This window comes from Pseudomonas sp. NFX224 (assembly GCF_048565165.1).
GTDB lineage: Bacteria > Pseudomonadota > Gammaproteobacteria > Pseudomonadales > Pseudomonadaceae > Aquipseudomonas.
Genome location: NZ_CP183416.1, coordinates 5,195,291 through 5,213,428, shown reverse-complemented (window position 1 = coordinate 5,213,428; position 18,138 = coordinate 5,195,291). Strand labels below are relative to the sequence as shown.

Genomic DNA, 18,138 nt, shown 5'->3' with positions numbered 1-18,138 from the left:
CAAGGAAAGTTCGACCTTAAGCGATTGCGCTCTGCACGACCTGCGGGTTGGCGTGAAAAAATACGTGTTCGCGAATCGGTCCTACGGCCACTTCGCCGATTTCCTCGTAACCCTGGCGCTTATAGAACTCCAGATAACGCGGATTGCCGGTATCGAGCATCACTCCCTGGGAATTCTCATCCACCGCGCACCAGTTATGCACGGCTTGCAGCAATTGCTCGCCGAAGTGTTTGCCCTGGAATTGCGGGTGAATCCCCAGCAATGGCAGGACATGCACCGAGTCGGACGGCGAACACGCCGCCACCGCATCGTGATACTCAAGGTAGCGCCGCGTGCAGCGAAAGCCAGTGCTGAGCACCATGCGCAAACGCCAGGCCCAACTTTCGGTGATCCCCAGCCGACGTTGCGGCGGTGCGATCAGGGCGATACCGATCAAGCGATCGTTGACCAGCAGGCCGATGGCCGGTAAATCCTGCAAAAAGTGCTGTTTGACCAGTTCGCGCACGGTCGCGCGCACCCGCTGTTCGTAGCCGGGGCGCTCGGCTTCGAACAGGTAGCCGAACGTCGGCTCGTGGCGGTAAGCCTGATACAACAGCGAACGCGCTTCGCGGGAATAGCCGCTGTCGAGCATGTGAATATCGGCGATGGCGGTTTCGGGCATGACGGTTAATCTCCCCGGCACAGCTCGGGCGGCTGCGCTCTTATTGGTACGAACTCAGTGGCGCTGACACAGTTCCGTGCTGATTCGGAATCAGTGTAGGCAATGAAATGGTAAACGTCCCACCTCGCACTGGCCCGATTCCTACATGTCAGCTAGCATCGCCCTTTTGCCAGGACTGCCGACCATGAAGATTGTCTCCTTCAACATCAACGGGCTGCGCGCCCGTCCCCATCAGCTGGCGGCGCTGATCGAAAAGCATCAGCCTGATGTGATCGGGTTGCAGGAAACCAAAGTCCACGACGACCAGTTCCCGCTCGATGAAATCAAGGCCTTGGGCTACCACGTGTATTTCCACGGGCAAAAGGGCCATTACGGCGTCGCCCTGCTCTCTCGCCAGGAACCGCTGGCCCTGCACAAAGGTTTCGCCACCGATGAAGAAGACGCGCAGCGGCGCTTTATCTGGGGCACGTTCGCCGACGCCAATGGCGTGCCGGTGACCATCATGAACGGCTATTTCCCACAAGGTGAAAGCCGCGACCACCCGACCAAATTCCCGGCCAAGCAACGCTTCTACAGCGATCTGCAGCAACTGCTGGAAAGCCAGTTCAAGAAAGACCAGCCGCTGGTGGTCATGGGTGATGTGAACATTTCCCCGGAAGACTGCGACATCGGCATCGGCCCGGACAACATGAAGCGTTGGCTGAAAACCGGGAAATGCAGCTTCCTGCCGGAAGAGCGCGAGTGGATGGCACGCCTGAAAAACTGGGGCCTGACTGACAGCTTCCGTCACCTGAACCCGGAAGTGGCTGACGTCTTCAGCTGGTTCGACTACCGCAGCCGTGGTTTCGAGGACGAGCCCAAGCGTGGGCTGCGCATCGATGTGATCCTCGCTTCCCACGGCCTGTTGCCACGGGTCAAGGCGGCCGGCGTCGACTATGAACTGCGCGGCATGGAAAAACCGTCGGACCATGCGCCGATCTGGCTTGAATTGAGCTAAAACGCAAAGATCGCAGCTGCGGCAGATCCTACAGAATCAGCAGATACTTTCTGTAGGAGCCACCGCAGGCTGCGATCTTCTCGCTGTCATATTTCAGAAACCTCACTGACTTAATCTCCCGACACCTCCTTTGGCTATATAAGGTGCCGGCATGACGCTGCGCGTATTGTTCCTGTTGATGCTGTGCCTGCCGCAAATGGCAACGGCCGGCACCTTGCCGATCCCCGAACACGGGCCGGCCCTGCGCATCCAGGGTTCCAACACCATCGGCGCCGCCTTGGGCCCGGCGCTGGTCGAGGGACTTTTGCGCGAACAGGGTTTGCTCAAGGTCCACAGCGAGGCCCCGGACAAGGCCAATGAGTTGCGGATCGTCGGCGAAACCGCGCAAGGACGACGGGTCGAAGTGGAACTCGCGGCCCACGGCTCCAGCACCGGTTTCAGCGCGTTGAAAAACGGCAGCGCCGATCTCGCCGCTTCATCACGTCCTATCAAGGACAGCGAACTGCTGAGCCTCGAATCTCTTGGCGACCTGAAAAGCCCCGGCGCCGAGCAAGTCATTGCCATCGACGGCCTGGCAATCATCCTTCACCCGCAAAACCCGTTGAATCAACTGGACACCGTGCAACTGGCGCGGATTTTCAGTGGTGAGGTCAAGACCTGGGAAGAGCTCGGCGGCAGTGGCGGGACGATTCACCTTTATGCGCGGGATGATCAGTCCGGCACATACGACACGTTCAAGGAATTGGTCCTCAGCGGTCGTGGGAAATCCCTGAGCAGCGCCGCGAAACGCTTCGAATCCAGTGAACAACTGTCAGACGCGGTCAGCCTTGACCCGCAAGGCATCGGTTTTATCGGCCTGCCCTACGTGCGTTCAGCCACAGCCGTGGCGATTGTCGATGGTCAGTCACAAGCCATGCTGCCGCTCAACAGCCTGATTGCCACCGAAGACTATCCGCTGTCACGCCGCTTGTTCCTTTATCTGCCGCCTTCCGGAAATAATCCCTGGGCGCAAGCGCTGGTAGCGTTCGCCCAAAGCCGTCAAGGCCAGGCGATTGTCGCGGCCAATGGCTTTATCGCCCAAACCGTCCAGGCCATGGCCGTCACACCGAATGCGCTAATGCCCGAGGCTTATCAGGCGCTCAGCCGACACGCACAGCGGTTGTCGGTGAATTTTCGCTTCGAGGAAGGCAGCGCCAATCTGGACAACAAGGCGCGGCAGGACCTTTCGCGAGTGCTCGACTATATAGAACAGCACGACAAGTCAGACCGTCAGGTAACACTGGTGGGGTTTGGCGACGCCAAGGACGACCCGGCGCGCGCCGACCTGTTGTCGAAACTGCGGGCCATGGCGGTACGGCGGGAACTGGTGAAAAGCGGCGTGGTGTTGCGCGAGATTCGCGGCTTTGGCGCGGTAATGCCAGTGGCGGCCAACAGCGCAGATGAGGGGCGGATCAGGAATCGCCGGGTTGAGGTTTGGGTGTATTGAATCTGATGTTGATGTATTGAATGCCACGACGCCATCGCCAGCAGGCTGGCTCCCACAGGGATCACACTGAGCCTGTGGGAGCCAGCCTGCTGGCGATTGAAGCCGCTGCGGTCTTACTGCCCGCTGCGCATCATCTCTTTCGGCACGTACTTGCCGATCTCGAACTTGCCAATCGCCGCGCGGTGCACTTCGTCCGGGCCGTCGGCCAGGCGCAGGGTGCGCTGCATCGCATACATGTAGGCCAGCGGGAAATCATTGGAAACCCCTGCCCCGCCATGCATCTGGATCGCCCGGTCGATCACCCGTAGCGCAACGTTCGGCGCGACGACCTTGATCTGCGCGATTTCGCTTTTTGCCACTTTGTTACCGACGGTGTCCATCATGTACGCCGCTTTCAACGTCAGCAGGCGTGCCATGTCGATTTCCATCCGCGAGTCGGCAATCTTGTCGATGTTGCCACCCAGGCGTGCCAATGGCTTGCCGAATGCCGTGCGGTTTACCGAACGCTTGCACATCAGTTCCAGCGCGCGCTCGGCCATGCCGATCGAACGCATGCAGTGGTGAATCCGGCCAGGGCCGAGGCGACCTTGAGCGATTTCGAAGCCGCGTCCTTCACCCAACAGGACGTTTTCGTACGGCACCCGCACGTTTTCGAAATGCACTTCGGCGTGACCATGAGGCGCGTCGTCGTAACCGAACACCGGCAGTGGGCGTACGATCTTCACGCCAGGCGCATCTACCGGCACCAGAATCATCGAGTGCTGGGCATGGCGCGGTGCATCGGGATTGCTCAGACCCATGAAGATCAGGATCTTGCAGCGTGGATCGCAAGCGCCTGAAGTCCACCATTTCTTGCCATCGATGACCCACTCGTCACCATCACGCACGGCACGTGCGGCCATATTGGTGGCGTCGGAGGACGCAACGTCCGGTTCGGTCATGGCGAACGCCGAGCGGATCTCACCGCGCAGCAGCGGTTCGAGCCAGCGCTGTTTCTGTTCTTCGTTGGCGTAACGCACCAGCACTTCCATGTTGCCGGTATCCGGCGCCGAGCAGTTGAACGGCTCCGGCCCGAGCAGAGAGCGGCCCATGATTTCCGCCAGCGGTGCGTATTCGAGGTTGGTCAGGCCGGCACCGAGTTCCGACTCAGGCAGAAACAAATTCCACAACCCTTCAGCCTTGGCCTTGAGTTTGAGTTCTTCCATGATCGCGGTCGGCTGCCAGCGATCACCCTCGGCGACCTGACGTTCGAACACGGCTTCGGCGGGGTAAACGTAGGTGTCCATGAACGCGGTCACGCGCTCACGCAGTTCCTGAACCTTGGGCGAATAAGCGAAATCCATGGGCAGCTACCTTCTTGGGAGAGGTTGTTTAGGTCATGCAATCGATGCTAGAACAGCTACGAAAATTTACCTAGCCTATTCTCGGCGTGTATTAACATTCATCACCGATATATGATCGGCTGATCTTCAAGGCCAGCCGCCCACACAATAAGAGAGCCGCGTAATGAATCTGAGCAAGGTCGACCTCAACCTTTTCATCGTCTTCGACGCGATCTACACCGAAGCCAACCTGACCCGTGCCGGGCAGATCGTCGGCATCACCCAACCGGCGGTGTCGAACGCTCTGGCCCGCCTGCGCGAGACCTTCAACGACCCGCTCTTCGTCCGTACCGCCCAGGGCATGGTGCCCACTCCGATGGCGCAGAACATCATCGGCCCGGTACGCAACGCGCTTTCGCTGCTGCGCATCTCCGTTCAGGAAAGCCGCATCTTCAACCCACAGCAGGCGAACAAGACCTACCGCATCAGCATGACCGACCTCACCGAAGCGGTGATCCTGCCACCGCTGTTCCAGCGTTTGCGTCGCCTGGCACCGACCGTGATCATTGAAAGTTTCCTGTCCAAACGCCGCGAAACCACCAAGGAACTGGCGGCCGGTCGCCTCGACTTCGCGGTGGACGCACCGCTCAACACCGACCCGCAGGTGCGTCACGTCAAACTGATGGAAGACCGCTACGTGTGTGCCATGCGCAAGGGGCATCCGCTGGCGGGGAAGGAAAAGCTCAGCCTCGATGAGTATATGGGGCTGACCCACATCCATATTTCCAGCCGTCGCAGCGGTCTCGGTTATGTCGACCTGGCACTTGGCAAGATGGGCATCCAGCGCAAGATTGCCCTGCGCTCACAGCATTACTTGATGGCATCACAGGTGATGCAGCAGACCGACATGGTCATGACCGTACCGGAACGCTTCGCCCGTCGTAACGATTTGCACGCTTTCAACCTGCCGGTCAACGATGTTCCACCCGTGGAAACCCACCTCTACTGGCACGAAAGCACCGACCAGGACCCGGCCAACCGCTGGATGCGTGAGCAGATGATCGAGTTGTGTCAGCAGGTGACGGCGCACGAGAAGAAGCTCGAAAAGGTGTAGGACTTGATACCGGGGTGCCGCCACCGCGAGCAGGCTCGCTCCCACAGGGATTATTTGTCGAACGCAGATATTGAGTTCAATGAAGAACCACTGTGGGCGAGCCTGCTCGCGATGAGGCCAGCAAGAACGATGAAAATCGCTGCCCCTTGACGTAAACGTCAACCTGCCATTAGCTTAGCGCCATAACCTTATTCGAGCGCGCCCATGAGCAGCCAGACCTACAGCATCTCCGACCTCGCCCGCGAGCTCGACATCACCACCCGCGCTATTCGCTTCTATGAAGAGCAAGGCCTGCTCAGCCCTGAACGTCGTGGTCAGGAACGTATCTATTCGCCTCGTGACAAGGTCAGCCTGAAGCTGATCCTGCGGGGCAAGCGCATCGGTTTTTCCCTGGCCGAATGCCGCGAGTTGATCGAGCTTTACGATCCCTCCAGCGGTAACACCAAGCAGTTACACAGCATGCTGGTGAAAATCAGCGAGCGCCGGGAACAGCTGGAACAGCAGTTGCTGGACATCGAACAGATGAAACTGGAGCTCGATACCGCGGAAGAGCGTTGCGTGCAGGCGCTTGAGCAGACGCTCAAGAGCCAGGAATCGGTTCAGTAAACCCCGCCCCCTTGTAGGAGCGAGCCTGCTCGCGATGGTCGTTAACGATGACCCGTGTCTGCTGGCAAAACGCGGTGCCTGGGTGCACATCGCGAGCAGGCTCGCTCCTACAGGGCTCTCCGAACAATCAACACAGGTCGAATCCCCATGTCCCTTCCCACCCATGTACGCCTGGTCGAAGTCGGCCCTCGTGACGGTCTGCAAAACGAAGCCCAACCCATCAGCGTCGCCGACAAGGTGCAACTGGTCGACGCGCTCACGGCTGCAGGCCTGGGCTATATAGAAGTCGGCAGTTTCGTTTCGCCCAAGTGGGTGCCGCAGATGGCCGGTTCCGCTGATGTCTTCGCGCAGATCCAGCGCAAACCGGGCGTCACCTACGGCGCCCTCGCCCCCAACCTGCGCGGTTTTGAAGACGCCTTGGCCAGCGGAGTCAAGGAAGTCGCGGTGTTCGCGGCGGCGTCGGAAGCGTTTTCCCAGCGCAACATCAATTGCTCGATCAGTGAAAGCCTGGAGCGTTTTGTGCCGATCATGGACGCGGCCAAACAACACGGCGTGACGGTGCGCGGTTACGTGTCCTGCGTGCTGGGCTGTCCTTATGAAGGTCACGTCAAACCTGAGCAAGTCGCCCTTGTCGCCCGCGAGCTCTACGCCATGGGCTGCTATGAGGTTTCGCTGGGCGACACCATCGGCACCGGCACCGCCGGCGCAACGCGCAAGATGTTCGAAGTGGTGTCGGCTGAGGTGCCGCGAGAAAAACTGGCCGGGCACTTCCACGACACCTACGGTCAGGCCATGGCCAATATCTACGCCAGCCTGCTGGAAGGTATCGCGGTGTTCGACAGCTCCATCGCCGGCCTCGGCGGCTGCCCATACGCCAAGGGCGCCAGCGGTAACGTTGCCACCGAAGACGTGGTTTACTTGCTCAACGGCCTGGGTATCGAAACAGGAATCAACCTCGACGCATTGATCCTAGCCGGCCAGCAAATCTGCAGTGTATTGGGTCGCCCTACCGGTTCGCGTGTGGCCAAGGCTCGCAGCGCACAATGACTGGGGGGAATGTGTCCGAGTGTTACCGCAAACGCTGAAACGTGGGCGCAAGCGAGTAACACGGAAACAAAATGTAGGGTTTTCCCTGAGTCGCAAAACCCTAATAAAACCCAAGACATTGATTTTAAAGGGTTTTTAAAAGTTGGCACGGCTTCTGCTATATCTATCGCACAACAAGAATAAAAAAATTGCGGCAACCCTAATAAAAACAAGACGTAACGACTCTGACATAACAAAAACAACACGGCAGAGACGCAGCTAACAGATTTTTTTGGAGAAGATGTGCTTTTCAGGGTGCTTTTCGGAGTTACCCGCAACCGGACAGAGAAAAATAAAACTACCTTCAGGTAGCTCCCGAATCGGTTGGATCGCTCAGCGAGAAAGTAGATCAGCGCTCAAAAAAATACGTTTGCTCTTGATCCCGGATGGGGATCGCCAAAAACAGCGGTAAAGGGCAACGGTTGCCAAAAACAACAACAGACCGACCCTCAATAATAAAAAAAGAGCACGCGCAACGAAAATTAAAGGGGAGCTTCGGCTCCCCTTTGTGCTGTCTGGCGTTTGGATATTTCACCACTGCCCCTTATGGGAGCAAGCCGGCTCGCGATAGCGGTGGGTCAGTCGACATCAATACTGGATGTTCAACCGCCATCGCGAGCAGGCTCCCACAGGGGAAAGAGTCAGGCTTTATCGATGCGCAACTCCTCGATACTGATCTCGCGCATCCGGAATTTCTGGATCTTGCCAGTCACCGTCATCGGAAACTCCTCAACGAACTTGAAGTAACGCGGCGTCTTGAAGTGCGCGATGCGCTCCTTGCACCACGCTTGCAGCTCCTGCTCGGTGGCGCTGTGGCCGGGGTGGAACTTGATCCAGGCAACGATCTCTTCGCCGTAGCGTGAGCAAGGAATACCGATCACCTGCACGTCGGCCACAGCCGGGTGGGTGAAGAAGAACTCCTCCAGCTCCCGCGGGTAAACATTTTCACCACCGCGGATGATCATGTCCTTGTTACGCCCGGCAATGCACACGTAACCCTCGTCGTTCATGCTCGCCAGATCACCGGTGTGCATCCAGCCCGCCTGGTCGATGGCTTCTGCCGTGCCTTGCGGGTTGCTCCAATAGCCGAGCATCACGCTGTAACCGCGAGTACACAATTCACCGATGGTGCCGCGCGGTACCAGATTGCCTGCCTCGTCGATGATCTTGCTTTCCAGCTGCGGCTGGGTGCGACCGACGGTGGTGACGCGCAACTCCAGGTCGTCTGACGGACCGGTCTGTAACGACACCGGACTGGTTTCCGTCATGCCGTAGGCAATCTGCACTTCGCTCATGTGCATTTCGCTGATGACGCGACGCATCACTTCGATCGGGCACGTCGCCCCCGCCATGATCCCGGTGCGCAGGCTCGACAGATCGAATTCGGCACGCTGCGGCTGATCGAGCATGGCGATGAACATGGTCGGCACGCCGTAGAGTGCGGTGGCTTTTTCTTCGGCGACGGTGCTCAGGGTCAGCAACGGGTCGAAGGCATCGTTGGGGTAAATCATGGTGCTGCCATGGGTGATGCAACCCAGATTGCCCATGACCATGCCGAAGCAGTGATACAACGGCACCGGGATCACCAGACGATCCGCGGCGGTCAGCCCGAGGCTTTCGCCGACCATGTAACCGTTGTTGAGAATGTTGTAGTGACTGAGGGTCGCGCCCTTGGGGAAACCAGTGGTGCCGGAGGTGTACTGAATGTTCACCGCTTGATCGAAATGCAGGCTGTCCTGACGTTCGCGCAGTTGTTCGCCCGACACGCTGCCCGCCAGTCCGGCCAATTGCGACCACGACAGAAAACCGCTGGGCGGTTGCGCATCCAGGCTGATCACACCGCGAAGATCCGGCAGGCGTTCACTCTGCAATTTACCGATGGATTGCTCGGCCAACTCCGGCACCAGGCCTTGCAGCATGGCGTGGTAGTTGGAGGTTTTGAAAGCCCCGGCGCAAACCAGCCACTGGCAACCCGATTGCTTTAATACGTATTCAAGTTCAGAACTGCGGTAGGCCGGGTTGATATTGACCAGGATCACGCCGATTTTCGCGGTGGCGATCTGTGTGATGCACCATTGCGCGCAATTCGGCGCCCAGATGCCGAGACGGTCACCGGCCTGCAAGCCCAGCGCCAGCAGTGCTCGGGCATGCGCATCTGCCGCATCCGCCAGTTGCCGCCAGGTGTAGCGCAGCTGTTGATGGCGTACGACCAACGCTTCTCCGGTCGGATACTGCGCGACAGTTCTGTCGAACGCCTGGCCGATGGTCATCGCCAGCAAGGCTTTGTCCTGGGAACCACGGGTGTAACTGCGTTGCGGGCTTGCACTGGGTTGATCCATGACGACCCCTATTGTCTTTATTGTGTAGGAGCGAGCTCGCTCGCGCCTACAGAATCACCCAAGTTGACGTTAACGTAAAGGGTGATTGACAGCCTTTCGTCACACGCTTACGTTAACGTAAAGGTGAGAGCCGAATCACTGCCCTCCCCACCCTACAAAAAAGCCAAAAGGTGACCCATGAGCTACCCATCCCTGAACTTTGCCCTCGGTGAAACCATCGACATGCTGCGCGATCAGGTTCAGTCCTTCGTCGCCAAAGAGATCGCCCCGCGCGCCGCTCAGATCGACATTGACAACCTGTTCCCCGCCGACCTGTGGCGCAAGTTCGGCGACATGGGCCTGCTGGGTATCACCGTTCCTGAAGAGTACGGTGGTGCTGGCCTCGGCTACCTCGCCCACGTGGTGGTCATGGAGGAAATCAGCCGCGGTTCGGCCTCGGTGGCGTTGTCCTACGGCGCCCACTCCAACCTCTGCGTCAACCAGATCAACCGCAACGGCAACCACGAACAGAAAGCCAAATACCTGCCGAAGCTGATCAGCGGCGAGCACATCGGCGCACTGGCCATGAGCGAGCCGAACGCCGGTTCCGACGTGGTATCGATGAAACTGCGCGCCGAAAAACGTGGCGACAAGTATGTGCTCAACGGCAGCAAGACCTGGATCACCAATGGCCCTGATGCCAACACCTACGTGATCTACGCCAAGACCGACCTGGAAAAAGGTCCCCACGGCATCACCGCCTTCATCGTCGAGCGCGACTGGAAAGGCTTCAGCCGCAGCAACAAGTTCGACAAGCTCGGCATGCGCGGTTCGAACACCTGCGAGCTGTTTTTCGATGACGTCGAAGTGCCGGAAGAAAACATTCTCGGCGTGCTCAACGGCGGCGTGAAAGTGCTGATGAGCGGCCTCGACTACGAGCGCGTCGTGCTCTCGGGCGGCCCTACCGGGATCATGCAGGCCTGCATGGACCTCATCGTTCCGTACATCCACGATCGCAAGCAATTCGGCCAAAGTATCGGCGAGTTCCAGTTGATCCAGGGCAAGGTCGCCGACATGTACACCCAACTCAACGCCAGCCGCGCCTACCTGTATGCCGTGGCCCAGGCTTGCGAGCGCGGCGAAACCACGCGCAAGGACGCGGCCGGGGTGATCCTCTACAGCGCTGAGCGCGCCACGCAAATGGCCCTCGACGCGATCCAGATTCTCGGCGGTAACGGCTACATCAACGAATTCCCGGCCGGCCGTCTGTTGCGTGACGCCAAGCTGTACGAAATCGGTGCCGGCACCAGTGAGATCCGTCGCATGCTGATCGGTCGCGAACTGTTCAACGAAACCCGCTAAACGGAGCTGCCCATGGCTACCCTGCATACCCAGCTCAACCCCCGTTCAGCGGAGTTCGCCACCAATAGCGCGGCGATGCTCAAACAGGTCGACGCGTTGCACACCTTGCTCGCCCAAGTGGCGCAAGGTGGCGGCCCGAAGGCTCAGGAACGCCACACCTCGCGGGGCAAATTGCTGCCTCGCGAGCGCATCAACCGCCTGCTCGATCCAGGTTCGCCGTTTCTCGAGATCAGCCAACTGGCGGCCTACGAGGTCTACGGTGAGGACGTTCCCGCCGCTGGCGTGATTGCCGGGATCGGCCGGGTGGAAGGCGTCGAATGCATGATCGTCGCCAACGATGCCACGGTAAAAGGTGGCTCGTACTACCCGCTGACCGTGAAAAAGCACCTGCGTGCCCAGACCATCGCCCAACAGAACCGTCTGCCGTGCATCTACCTGGTGGATTCGGGCGGCGCCAACCTGCCGCGCCAGGATGAAGTGTTCCCGGACCGCGAACACTTCGGCCGGATTTTCTTCAACCAGGCCAACATGAGCGCCATGGGCATTCCACAGATTGCCGTGGTCATGGGCTCCTGCACCGCTGGCGGCGCGTATGTGCCGGCGATGGCTGATGAAGCGATCATGGTCCGCGAGCAAGCGACGATCTTCCTCGCCGGCCCGCCGCTGGTGAAAGCCGCGACCGGTGAAGTGGTCAGCGCCGAAGACCTCGGCGGGGCGGATGTGCACTGCAAGATTTCCGGTGTGGCCGACCATTACGCCGAAAGCGATGAACACGCCCTCGCCATCGCGCGACGCAGCGTGGCCAACCTCAATTGGCGCAAGCAAGGTGAGGTTCAGCAGCGCACGCCAATCGCACCGCTCTACAGCAGCGATGAGTTGTACGGTGTGGTTCCGGCCGATGCCAAGCAACCGTTCGACGTGCGCGAAGTCATCGCACGGTTGGTGGACGGTTCGGTGTTTGACGAATTCAAGGCTCTGTTCGGGACCACACTGGTGTGCGGTTTTTCCTACCTGCACGGTTACCCGATCGCAATTCTCGCCAACAACGGCATCCTGTTCGCTGAAGCGGCGCAGAAAGGCGCGCACTTCATCGAGTTGGCCTGTCAGCGTGGCATCCCGCTGCTGTTCCTGCAGAACATCACCGGTTTCATGGTCGGCCAGAAATACGAGGCCGGCGGCATCGCCAAACATGGCGCAAAACTGGTCACCGCCGTGGCCTGCGCCAAGGTGCCGAAGTTCACCGTGATCATCGGCGGCAGCTTCGGTGCCGGTAACTACGGCATGTGCGGGCGCGCCTACGATCCGCGCTTCTTGTGGATGTGGCCGAATGCGCGCATTGGCGTAATGGGTGCCGAACAGGCGGCCGGCGTGCTGGTGCAGGTCAAGCGCGAACAGGCTGAACGCGGTGGCCAGGGTTTCAGCGCTGAGCAGGAAGCCGAGATCAAGCAACCGATCCTCGACCAATACGAAGAACAGGGTCACCCCTACTATTCCAGCGCGCGCCTGTGGGACGACGGTGTCATCGACCCGGCCCAGACCCGCGACGTAGTGGCCCTGGCCTTGTCCGCGTCGTTGAACGCGCCAATCGAACCGAGCCGCTTCGGCGTGTTCCGGATGTGATCGGGAGAAGAACATGAGCGACTTCAACACCCTCGAACTGCTGACCGACCCACGTGGTTTCGCCACGCTGTGGCTCAGCCGCGAAGAAAAGAACAACGCCTTCAACGCCGAGATGATCCGCGAACTGATCCTCGCACTGGACAAGGTCGCGAGCGATGCCAGCCTGCGATTCCTGATCGTCCGCGGCCGTGGCAAGCACTTCAGTGCCGGCGCCGACCTGGCGTGGATGCAGCAATCGGCCGAACTCGATTACCACACCAACCTCGACGACGCCCGGGAACTGGCGGAGTTGATGTACAACCTGGCCAAACTGAAAGTCCCGACCCTGGCCGTGGTGCAAGGCGCAGCCTTTGGTGGCGCGTTGGGCCTGATCAGTTGCTGCGACATGGCCATCGGTGCCGATGACGCGCAGTTCTGCCTTTCGGAAGTACGCATCGGCCTGGCACCGGCGGTGATCAGCCCGTTCGTGGTGCAAGCCATCGGCGAGCGCGCCACCCGGCGCTATGCCCTGACCGCTGAACGCTTCGGCGGGCAACGGGCACGGGAACTGGGCCTGTTGTCGGAGAGTTATCCGATCGCCGAGCTCGAGCAAAAAATCGATCAGTGGATCGACAACCTGCTGCTTAACAGTCCTGCCGCCATGCGTGCCAGCAAGGACTTGCTGCGTGAAGTCGGCGACGGTTCGCTGAACCCGGCGCTGCGTCGCTACACCGAAAACGCCATCGCCCGCATCCGCGTCAGCCCCGAAGGCCAGGAAGGCCTGCGCGCCTTTTTGCAAAAACGTCCGCCGAGCTGGCAAGCCGAAACCACCACCAAGGAGCCGCGTTGATGAGCGCACCTGTACTCACTACCCTGTTGGTGGCCAACCGCGGTGAAATCGCTTGCCGAGTGATGCGCACCGCCAAGGCGCTTGGCCTGACCACCGTGGCCGTTCACAGCGCCACCGACCGTGATGCCCGCCACAGCCGCGAGGCGGATATCCGCGTTGACCTGGGTGGCAGCAAAGCCGCCGACAGCTATCTGCAGATCGATAAACTGATCGCTGCGGCCAAGGCCAGCGGCGCCCAGGCAATCCATCCCGGTTACGGCTTTTTGTCGGAGAACGCCGGGTTCGCCCGCGCCATCGAAGCGGCAGGCCTGATCTTCCTCGGCCCGCCCGCTTCGGCCATCGACGCCATGGGCAGCAAGTCCGCCGCCAAGGCCCTGATGGAAACGGCTGGCGTGCCACTGGTGCCGGGTTATCACGGCGAGGCCCAAGACCTCGACACCTTCCGCGATGCCTGCGAACGCATCGGCTATCCGGTGCTGCTCAAGGCCACGGCCGGTGGCGGCGGCAAAGGCATGAAAGTGGTCGAGGACGTCAGCCAACTGGCCGAAGCCCTGGCCTCGGCCCAGCGCGAGGCACTTTCGTCGTTCGGCGATTCGCGGATGCTGGTGGAGAAGTACCTGCTCAAACCGCGTCACGTGGAAATCCAGGTGTTCGCCGACCAGCACGGCAACTGCCTGTACCTCAACGAACGTGACTGCTCGATTCAGCGTCGCCACCAGAAAGTCGTCGAAGAAGCACCGGCACCGGGCCTGAGTCCGCAATTGCGCCGCGCCATGGGCGAAGCCGCCGTGCGTTCGGCGCAGGCCATTGGCTACGTCGGTGCCGGCACCGTGGAGTTCCTGCTGGACGCCCGCGGTGAGTTCTTCTTCATGGAGATGAACACCCGCCTGCAAGTGGAACACCCGGTGACCGAAGCCATCACTGGTCTCGACCTTGTGGCGTGGCAGATTCGCGTGGCGCGTGGCGAAGCCTTGCCGATGACCCAGGATCAGGTGCCGCTGCTCGGCCATGCGATCGAAGTGCGGTTGTATGCCGAAGATCCGGGCAATGACTTCCTGCCCGCGACCGGGCGCTTGGAGCTTTATCGTGAATCCGCCCCGGGTACGGGCCGTCGAGTGGACAGCGGCGTTGAAGAAGGTGATGAAGTTTCGCCGTTCTACGACCCGATGCTCGGCAAGCTGATTGCCTGGGGTGAGGACCGTGAACAGGCTCGATTGCGCCTGCTGAGCATGCTGGATGAGTTCGCCATTGGCGGACTGAAGACCAACATCAACTTCCTGCGGCGGATCATCGACCACCCGGCGTTTGCCGCGGCGGAGCTGGATACCGGGTTTATCCCGCGTTATCAGGAACAGCTGCTACCCGCGCCTGCACAACTCAGTGATGAGTTCTGGCAAGCCGCCGCCCAGGCGTTTGCCCAGAGCCAGCACCGTTCAATACGTAGTGATGATCCGGGTTCGCCATGGGCCGTCGGCAACGGCTTCCGCGCCGGATTGCCAGCGGAGATCACCCTGCACCTGAGTTGTGAAGGCCAGGATCGCGCGCTGACTTTGGCCGACATCAACGCCCAGCTCCGGGGCGAGCATTTGCTGACCGAACACAACGGCGTGCGCCGTCAGCATCGGGCGATCCGTCGGGGTGAATATGTGTATTTGCAATGGGACGGTGAACTGCATCGCATCGAGTCCTATGACCCGATCAGTGCGGTCGAGGCCAGCCACAGCCATCAAGGCGGGCTGACGGCACCCATGAACGGCAGCATCGTGCGCGTGCTGGTGGAGGCCGGGCAAACGGTCGAAGCCGGGGCACAACTGGTGGTACTGGAAGCGATGAAGATGGAGCACAGCATTCGTGCGCCGCACGCCGGGGTGATCAAGGCACTGTATTGCCAGGAAGGCGAGATGGTCAGCGAAGGCAGTGCGCTGGTCGAGCTGGAGGAGGCGTGAAAAAAGACCGGTCCTACATATTGTGAGGACCGGTCTGATCAGAACTTGGCTGTTGCCTGAACCACCACACCGATGATTCGGCACTCATCGGAGTAAAGGGCTTTCGGATACGTCGGATTGAGCGGAACCAGGTAACGCTGCCCGCCCTCTTCGATCAGCTTGCGAAAGATCGCCTCGCTGCTGTCCCGCCACTGGGCAATGACCAGTTTGCCAGGCACGGCTTCCACGTCCGGATCCACCAGGATCAACATGCCTTCGGCGATGCTGAGACCGCTGGGTGCAGTCATCGCATCGCCCATGACCGTCAACCAGAATGCCGCGCCCTGAGCGTGGTAGTCCGACAGTTCAAAACGGTATTGCGCTTGTTCGCCATCGCGGACCTCTCCCGTTTCTCGCCAGTCACTGACCGGGTAACGGAAGTACGGGTTGTACTTTTGTGTCAGGGAAATCCCGTCGTCCCGCGGCTCTTGAGGCTCGCGAATCACCAACACCACCTCGAGAAAATCCATCCCGAGCGCCTTCAGCACGCGGTTCATGTTGTCGATGCCGGGCTCGCGACGCTTGTTCAGCCAATGACCAACGCCGCCCTGGGACATCCCGAGGCGGTCGGCGAGTATCTCTTGAGTGACTTTGAGCTCACTCATCTTGGCCTTGACCAATTCAATCCATTTATCCATGTGCGGCACGATACGGGGTGGACTCCGACCATCAAAACACAAATTGTAGTATTTAAACTATGGTCACAAATACAAATCGTACTAGGATGACTTCACGGATCTGAATCAATCACGGAGCGTTCCCCCACCATGACCCAACCCGCCGACGACCTGCCTGATATGCAAATCGATACCTCCCTCACCTCACCGCAAGGTTCGGCCGCCGCCCAACGCGCACTGGACTATTACCTGAAACCTGCTGTTTCAGAGGAAGGGGTCGCGGAACGTTTCTTTGACGTGAATCGAAACATCAGCAGCGAGGAGGCGATGGTCCATGCTTCAGACCTGTTGCGCTGTGCATCAGCCACAGCTTACGAGTCAGCCAGCCATTTGCAGGGTTCAAGTCGGGACTTGGCGTTTTCGGCGGTGCACATGATCGACATGGCCAGAGCCATGGTGGATCGGTCACTGGAGAGGCATCAGAACGGTTGAAGCCAAGGTGCAAAGAGAGAGGACTGGAAAGAATTTTCCAATCGCGCAGATAAAATCATTTGACTTGCAAACGAGAATGATTATTATTGCATCAGCTGGTCGCGAGATCAGTCGATGGACCAAGAGACCTTAGGTCGGTCTTTTGGACTATCTCCTCATCAGGCTAATCACGGTTTTTGACCCGGCTTTTTGCCGGGTCTTTTTTTGCCAGTTTTCTGGCTTATGGCTTCAGGCTAATGAAGTCTTTAGGTGCCGCAAATTCGATGGCGCGGATGATATCAAAAGAATATTTGTTGGCAAGAGAAGCCTGTGATCATTAGGGCAAACTAATACCAAATAGCACTTGAGAATCAATCGCATAATCTCTAAGCTGCGTCGGCGTCAAGGAGGACGCCCCCCGCTCCACCCCGCAATTTCCCTCGGTTTCACCCTTCCCTGCGTGTAAAGTAGCCGCCATAAAAATCATATTCAGGAACCGACTATGACCGTGGCTAAATCCTCTTTCGATATCACTGCCAACTTCGACAGCGGCAACATTCAGGTGATCGACGTCAGCGACCCGCTCAAGCCCTTGCTGGCGATCCGCCCCGATACCAAGAGCAACCACTTTCAATGGTTCCACTTCAAGGCCAGCGGCCTGCACGTCGGTCAGGAACACTGGTTTCGCCTGAACAATGCCAGCCAATCTTCGTACAACAAGGCCTGGGACGGTTATCAGGCGGTCGCGTCGTACGACCACGTCAACTGGTTCCGCGTACCCACCATCTTCGAAGGCGACTGCCTGCGCTTCTGCCTTGAAGCCACGCAAACCCACGCCTGGTTCGCCTACTTCGAACCCTACAGCCGTGGCCGTCATGATTGGCTGATCGAGCAGGCGCTGACCAAGGCCGGCACCGAACTGCTGGCCACCGGCAAAAGCGTCGAAGGTCGTGACATCCAGCTTTTACGCAAAGGCACCGGCGCTGAAGGCCAGCGCAAAGTGTGGATCATCGCCCAGCAACATCCAGGCGAACACATGGCCGAATGGTTCATGGAAGGCGTGATCGAGCGCCTGGAAAGCCACGACGACCCGGTACTGAACAAACTGCTGGCCAGCGCCGACTTGTACTTGGTGCCGAACATGAACCCGGACGGTGCCTTCCACGGTCACCTGCGCACCAACGCCATGGGCCAGGACCTGAACCGCGCCTGGCAGAACGCCAGCCCGGAAATCAGCCCGGAAGTGTTTTTCGTACAGCAGCAGATGGAAAAGTACGGCGTCGACATGTTCATCGACGCGCACGGTGACGAGGAAATCCCGCACGTGTTCACCGCCGCTTGCGAAGGCAATCCGGGTTACACACCGCGCATCGAAAAACTCGAGGATCACTTCCGTAGCCACCTGAAGCGCACCACCAAGGATTTCCAGACCAAGCACGGCTACACCCGCGACGAGCCTGGCCAGGCCAACATGACCCTGGCCTGCAACAGCGTTGGCCAGAAGTACGACTGCCTGTCACTGACCCTGGAGATGCCGTTCAAGGATCACGACGATCATCCGAACCCGTTGACCGGCTGGTCGGGCAAGCGGTCGAAGCAATTGGGGAAGGATGTTTTGACGACTGTGGCGGATATGGTCGACGTGTTGCGCTGATCGTTCTCAA

15 protein-coding genes are annotated in these 18,138 nt (G+C 59.4%); 11 read left to right on the top strand and 4 right to left on the bottom strand.

All coding sequences use genetic code 11. From position 1 onward, the window contains the following. Nucleotides 1–16: 16 nt before the first annotated feature. Nucleotides 17–661: a GNAT family N-acetyltransferase gene (locus ACNYC6_RS23795; protein ID WP_419709420.1), complete on the bottom strand. Its 645-nt coding sequence runs from the start codon at nt 659–661 to the stop codon at nt 17–19. 184 nt (nt 662–845) lie between these two features. Between ACNYC6_RS23795 and xthA the strand changes: the two genes are divergently transcribed. Together xthA and ACNYC6_RS23785 are read left to right on the top strand one after the other, a co-directional pair. Further along, on the top strand, nt 846–1,658 hold the full coding sequence (gene xthA / locus ACNYC6_RS23790) for an exodeoxyribonuclease III (RefSeq protein ID WP_419709419.1): 813 nt from the start codon (nt 846–848) through the stop codon (nt 1,656–1,658). Nucleotides 1,659–1,809: 151 nt separating this feature from the next. After that, nucleotides 1,810–3,144: a substrate-binding domain-containing protein gene (locus ACNYC6_RS23785; RefSeq protein ID WP_419709418.1), complete on the top strand. Its 1,335-nt coding sequence runs from the start codon at nt 1,810–1,812 to the stop codon at nt 3,142–3,144. Between the two features lie 113 nt (nt 3,145–3,257). Here the strand turns inward: ACNYC6_RS23785 and ACNYC6_RS23780 are convergent, their stop codons facing one another. Further along, on the bottom strand, nt 3,258–4,487 hold the full coding sequence (locus tag ACNYC6_RS23780) for an acyl-CoA dehydrogenase (RefSeq protein WP_419709417.1): 1,230 nt from the start codon (nt 4,485–4,487) through the stop codon (nt 3,258–3,260). Nucleotides 4,488–4,650: 163 nt separating this feature from the next. Between ACNYC6_RS23780 and ACNYC6_RS23775 the strand changes: the two genes are divergently transcribed. The 3 genes from ACNYC6_RS23775 (at nt 4,651) to ACNYC6_RS23765 (ending at nt 7,233) form a co-directional block, all read left to right on the top strand. Beyond that, on the top strand, nt 4,651–5,580 hold the full coding sequence (locus tag ACNYC6_RS23775) for a LysR family transcriptional regulator (protein ID WP_419709416.1): 930 nt from the start codon (nt 4,651–4,653) through the stop codon (nt 5,578–5,580). 204 nt (nt 5,581–5,784) lie between these two features. After that, entirely contained in the window at nt 5,785–6,186 is a 402-nt protein-coding gene (locus ACNYC6_RS23770) for a MerR family transcriptional regulator (protein ID WP_347901080.1), read from the top strand. A 147-nt stretch (nt 6,187–6,333) separates the two neighbouring features. Beyond that, a complete protein-coding gene (locus ACNYC6_RS23765; protein WP_419709415.1) occupies nt 6,334–7,233 on the top strand; it encodes a hydroxymethylglutaryl-CoA lyase in 900 nt (299 codons plus the stop codon). A 680-nt stretch (nt 7,234–7,913) separates the two neighbouring features. Here the strand turns inward: ACNYC6_RS23765 and ACNYC6_RS23760 are convergent. Then, nucleotides 7,914–9,611: an AMP-binding protein gene (locus tag ACNYC6_RS23760; protein ID WP_419709414.1), complete on the bottom strand. Its 1,698-nt coding sequence runs from the start codon at nt 9,609–9,611 to the stop codon at nt 7,914–7,916. Between the two features lie 177 nt (nt 9,612–9,788). On the opposite strand from ACNYC6_RS23760, the gene ACNYC6_RS23755 reads away from it, so the two are divergent. The 4 genes from ACNYC6_RS23755 to ACNYC6_RS23740 are packed head-to-tail and all read left to right on the top strand — an operon-like array spanning nt 9,789 to nt 15,347. Beyond that, the gene (locus tag ACNYC6_RS23755; RefSeq protein WP_419709413.1) at nt 9,789–10,952 is read left to right on the top strand and encodes an isovaleryl-CoA dehydrogenase; all 1,164 of its coding nucleotides are present in this window, start codon (nt 9,789–9,791) and stop codon (nt 10,950–10,952) included. A gap of 12 nt (nt 10,953–10,964) precedes the next feature. Then, nucleotides 10,965–12,572, top strand: a complete 1,608-nt coding sequence (locus ACNYC6_RS23750; RefSeq protein ID WP_419709412.1) for a carboxyl transferase domain-containing protein — start codon at nt 10,965–10,967, stop codon at nt 12,570–12,572. 13 nt (nt 12,573–12,585) lie between these two features. After that, a complete protein-coding gene (locus tag ACNYC6_RS23745; RefSeq protein ID WP_338581919.1) occupies nt 12,586–13,401 on the top strand; it encodes a gamma-carboxygeranoyl-CoA hydratase in 816 nt (271 codons plus the stop codon). After that, nucleotides 13,401–15,347, top strand: a complete 1,947-nt coding sequence (locus tag ACNYC6_RS23740; RefSeq protein ID WP_419709411.1) for an acetyl/propionyl/methylcrotonyl-CoA carboxylase subunit alpha — start codon at nt 13,401–13,403, stop codon at nt 15,345–15,347. Before ACNYC6_RS23745 ends, ACNYC6_RS23740 begins: the two co-directional genes overlap by 1 nt. A 38-nt stretch (nt 15,348–15,385) precedes the next feature. Here the strand turns inward: ACNYC6_RS23740 and ACNYC6_RS23735 are convergent, their stop codons facing one another. Next, complete coding sequence (locus ACNYC6_RS23735) at nt 15,386–16,024, bottom strand: LexA family protein (protein ID WP_419709410.1); 639 nt, start codon at nt 16,022–16,024, stop codon at nt 15,386–15,388. Nucleotides 16,025–16,153: 129 nt separating this feature from the next. Between ACNYC6_RS23735 and ACNYC6_RS23730 the strand changes: the two genes are divergently transcribed. Further along, on the top strand, nt 16,154–16,495 hold the full coding sequence (locus ACNYC6_RS23730; RefSeq protein ID WP_419709409.1) for a DUF6124 family protein: 342 nt from the start codon (nt 16,154–16,156) through the stop codon (nt 16,493–16,495). A 481-nt stretch (nt 16,496–16,976) separates the two neighbouring features. Further along, on the top strand, nt 16,977–18,128 hold the full coding sequence (locus tag ACNYC6_RS23725; RefSeq protein WP_419709408.1) for a M14 family metallopeptidase: 1,152 nt from the start codon (nt 16,977–16,979) through the stop codon (nt 18,126–18,128). Nucleotides 18,129–18,138: the final 10 nt, after the last annotated feature.

Coding starts and splice junctions, on each gene's coding strand:
- ACNYC6_RS23765 (WP_419709415.1), top strand. CDS start 6,334: ATGTCCCTTCCCACCCATGTACGCCTGGTCGAAGTCGGCCCTCGTGAC.
- ACNYC6_RS23740 (WP_419709411.1), top strand. CDS start 13,401: ATGAGCGCACCTGTACTCACTACCCTGTTGGTGGCCAACCGCGGTGAA.
- ACNYC6_RS23755 (WP_419709413.1), top strand. CDS start 9,789: ATGAGCTACCCATCCCTGAACTTTGCCCTCGGTGAAACCATCGACATG.
- ACNYC6_RS23760 (WP_419709414.1), bottom strand. CDS start 9,611: ATGGATCAACCCAGTGCAAGCCCGCAACGCAGTTACACCCGTGGTTCC.
- xthA (WP_419709419.1), top strand. CDS start 846: ATGAAGATTGTCTCCTTCAACATCAACGGGCTGCGCGCCCGTCCCCAT.
- ACNYC6_RS23750 (WP_419709412.1), top strand. CDS start 10,965: ATGGCTACCCTGCATACCCAGCTCAACCCCCGTTCAGCGGAGTTCGCC.
- ACNYC6_RS23725 (WP_419709408.1), top strand. CDS start 16,977: ATGACCGTGGCTAAATCCTCTTTCGATATCACTGCCAACTTCGACAGC.
- ACNYC6_RS23770 (WP_347901080.1), top strand. CDS start 5,785: ATGAGCAGCCAGACCTACAGCATCTCCGACCTCGCCCGCGAGCTCGAC.
- ACNYC6_RS23795 (WP_419709420.1), bottom strand. CDS start 661: ATGCCCGAAACCGCCATCGCCGATATTCACATGCTCGACAGCGGCTAT.
- ACNYC6_RS23745 (WP_338581919.1), top strand. CDS start 12,586: ATGAGCGACTTCAACACCCTCGAACTGCTGACCGACCCACGTGGTTTC.
- ACNYC6_RS23735 (WP_419709410.1), bottom strand. CDS start 16,024: ATGGATAAATGGATTGAATTGGTCAAGGCCAAGATGAGTGAGCTCAAA.
- ACNYC6_RS23775 (WP_419709416.1), top strand. CDS start 4,651: ATGAATCTGAGCAAGGTCGACCTCAACCTTTTCATCGTCTTCGACGCG.
- ACNYC6_RS23785 (WP_419709418.1), top strand. CDS start 1,810: ATGACGCTGCGCGTATTGTTCCTGTTGATGCTGTGCCTGCCGCAAATG.
- ACNYC6_RS23780 (WP_419709417.1), bottom strand. CDS start 4,487: ATGGATTTCGCTTATTCGCCCAAGGTTCAGGAACTGCGTGAGCGCGTG.
- ACNYC6_RS23730 (WP_419709409.1), top strand. CDS start 16,154: ATGACCCAACCCGCCGACGACCTGCCTGATATGCAAATCGATACCTCC.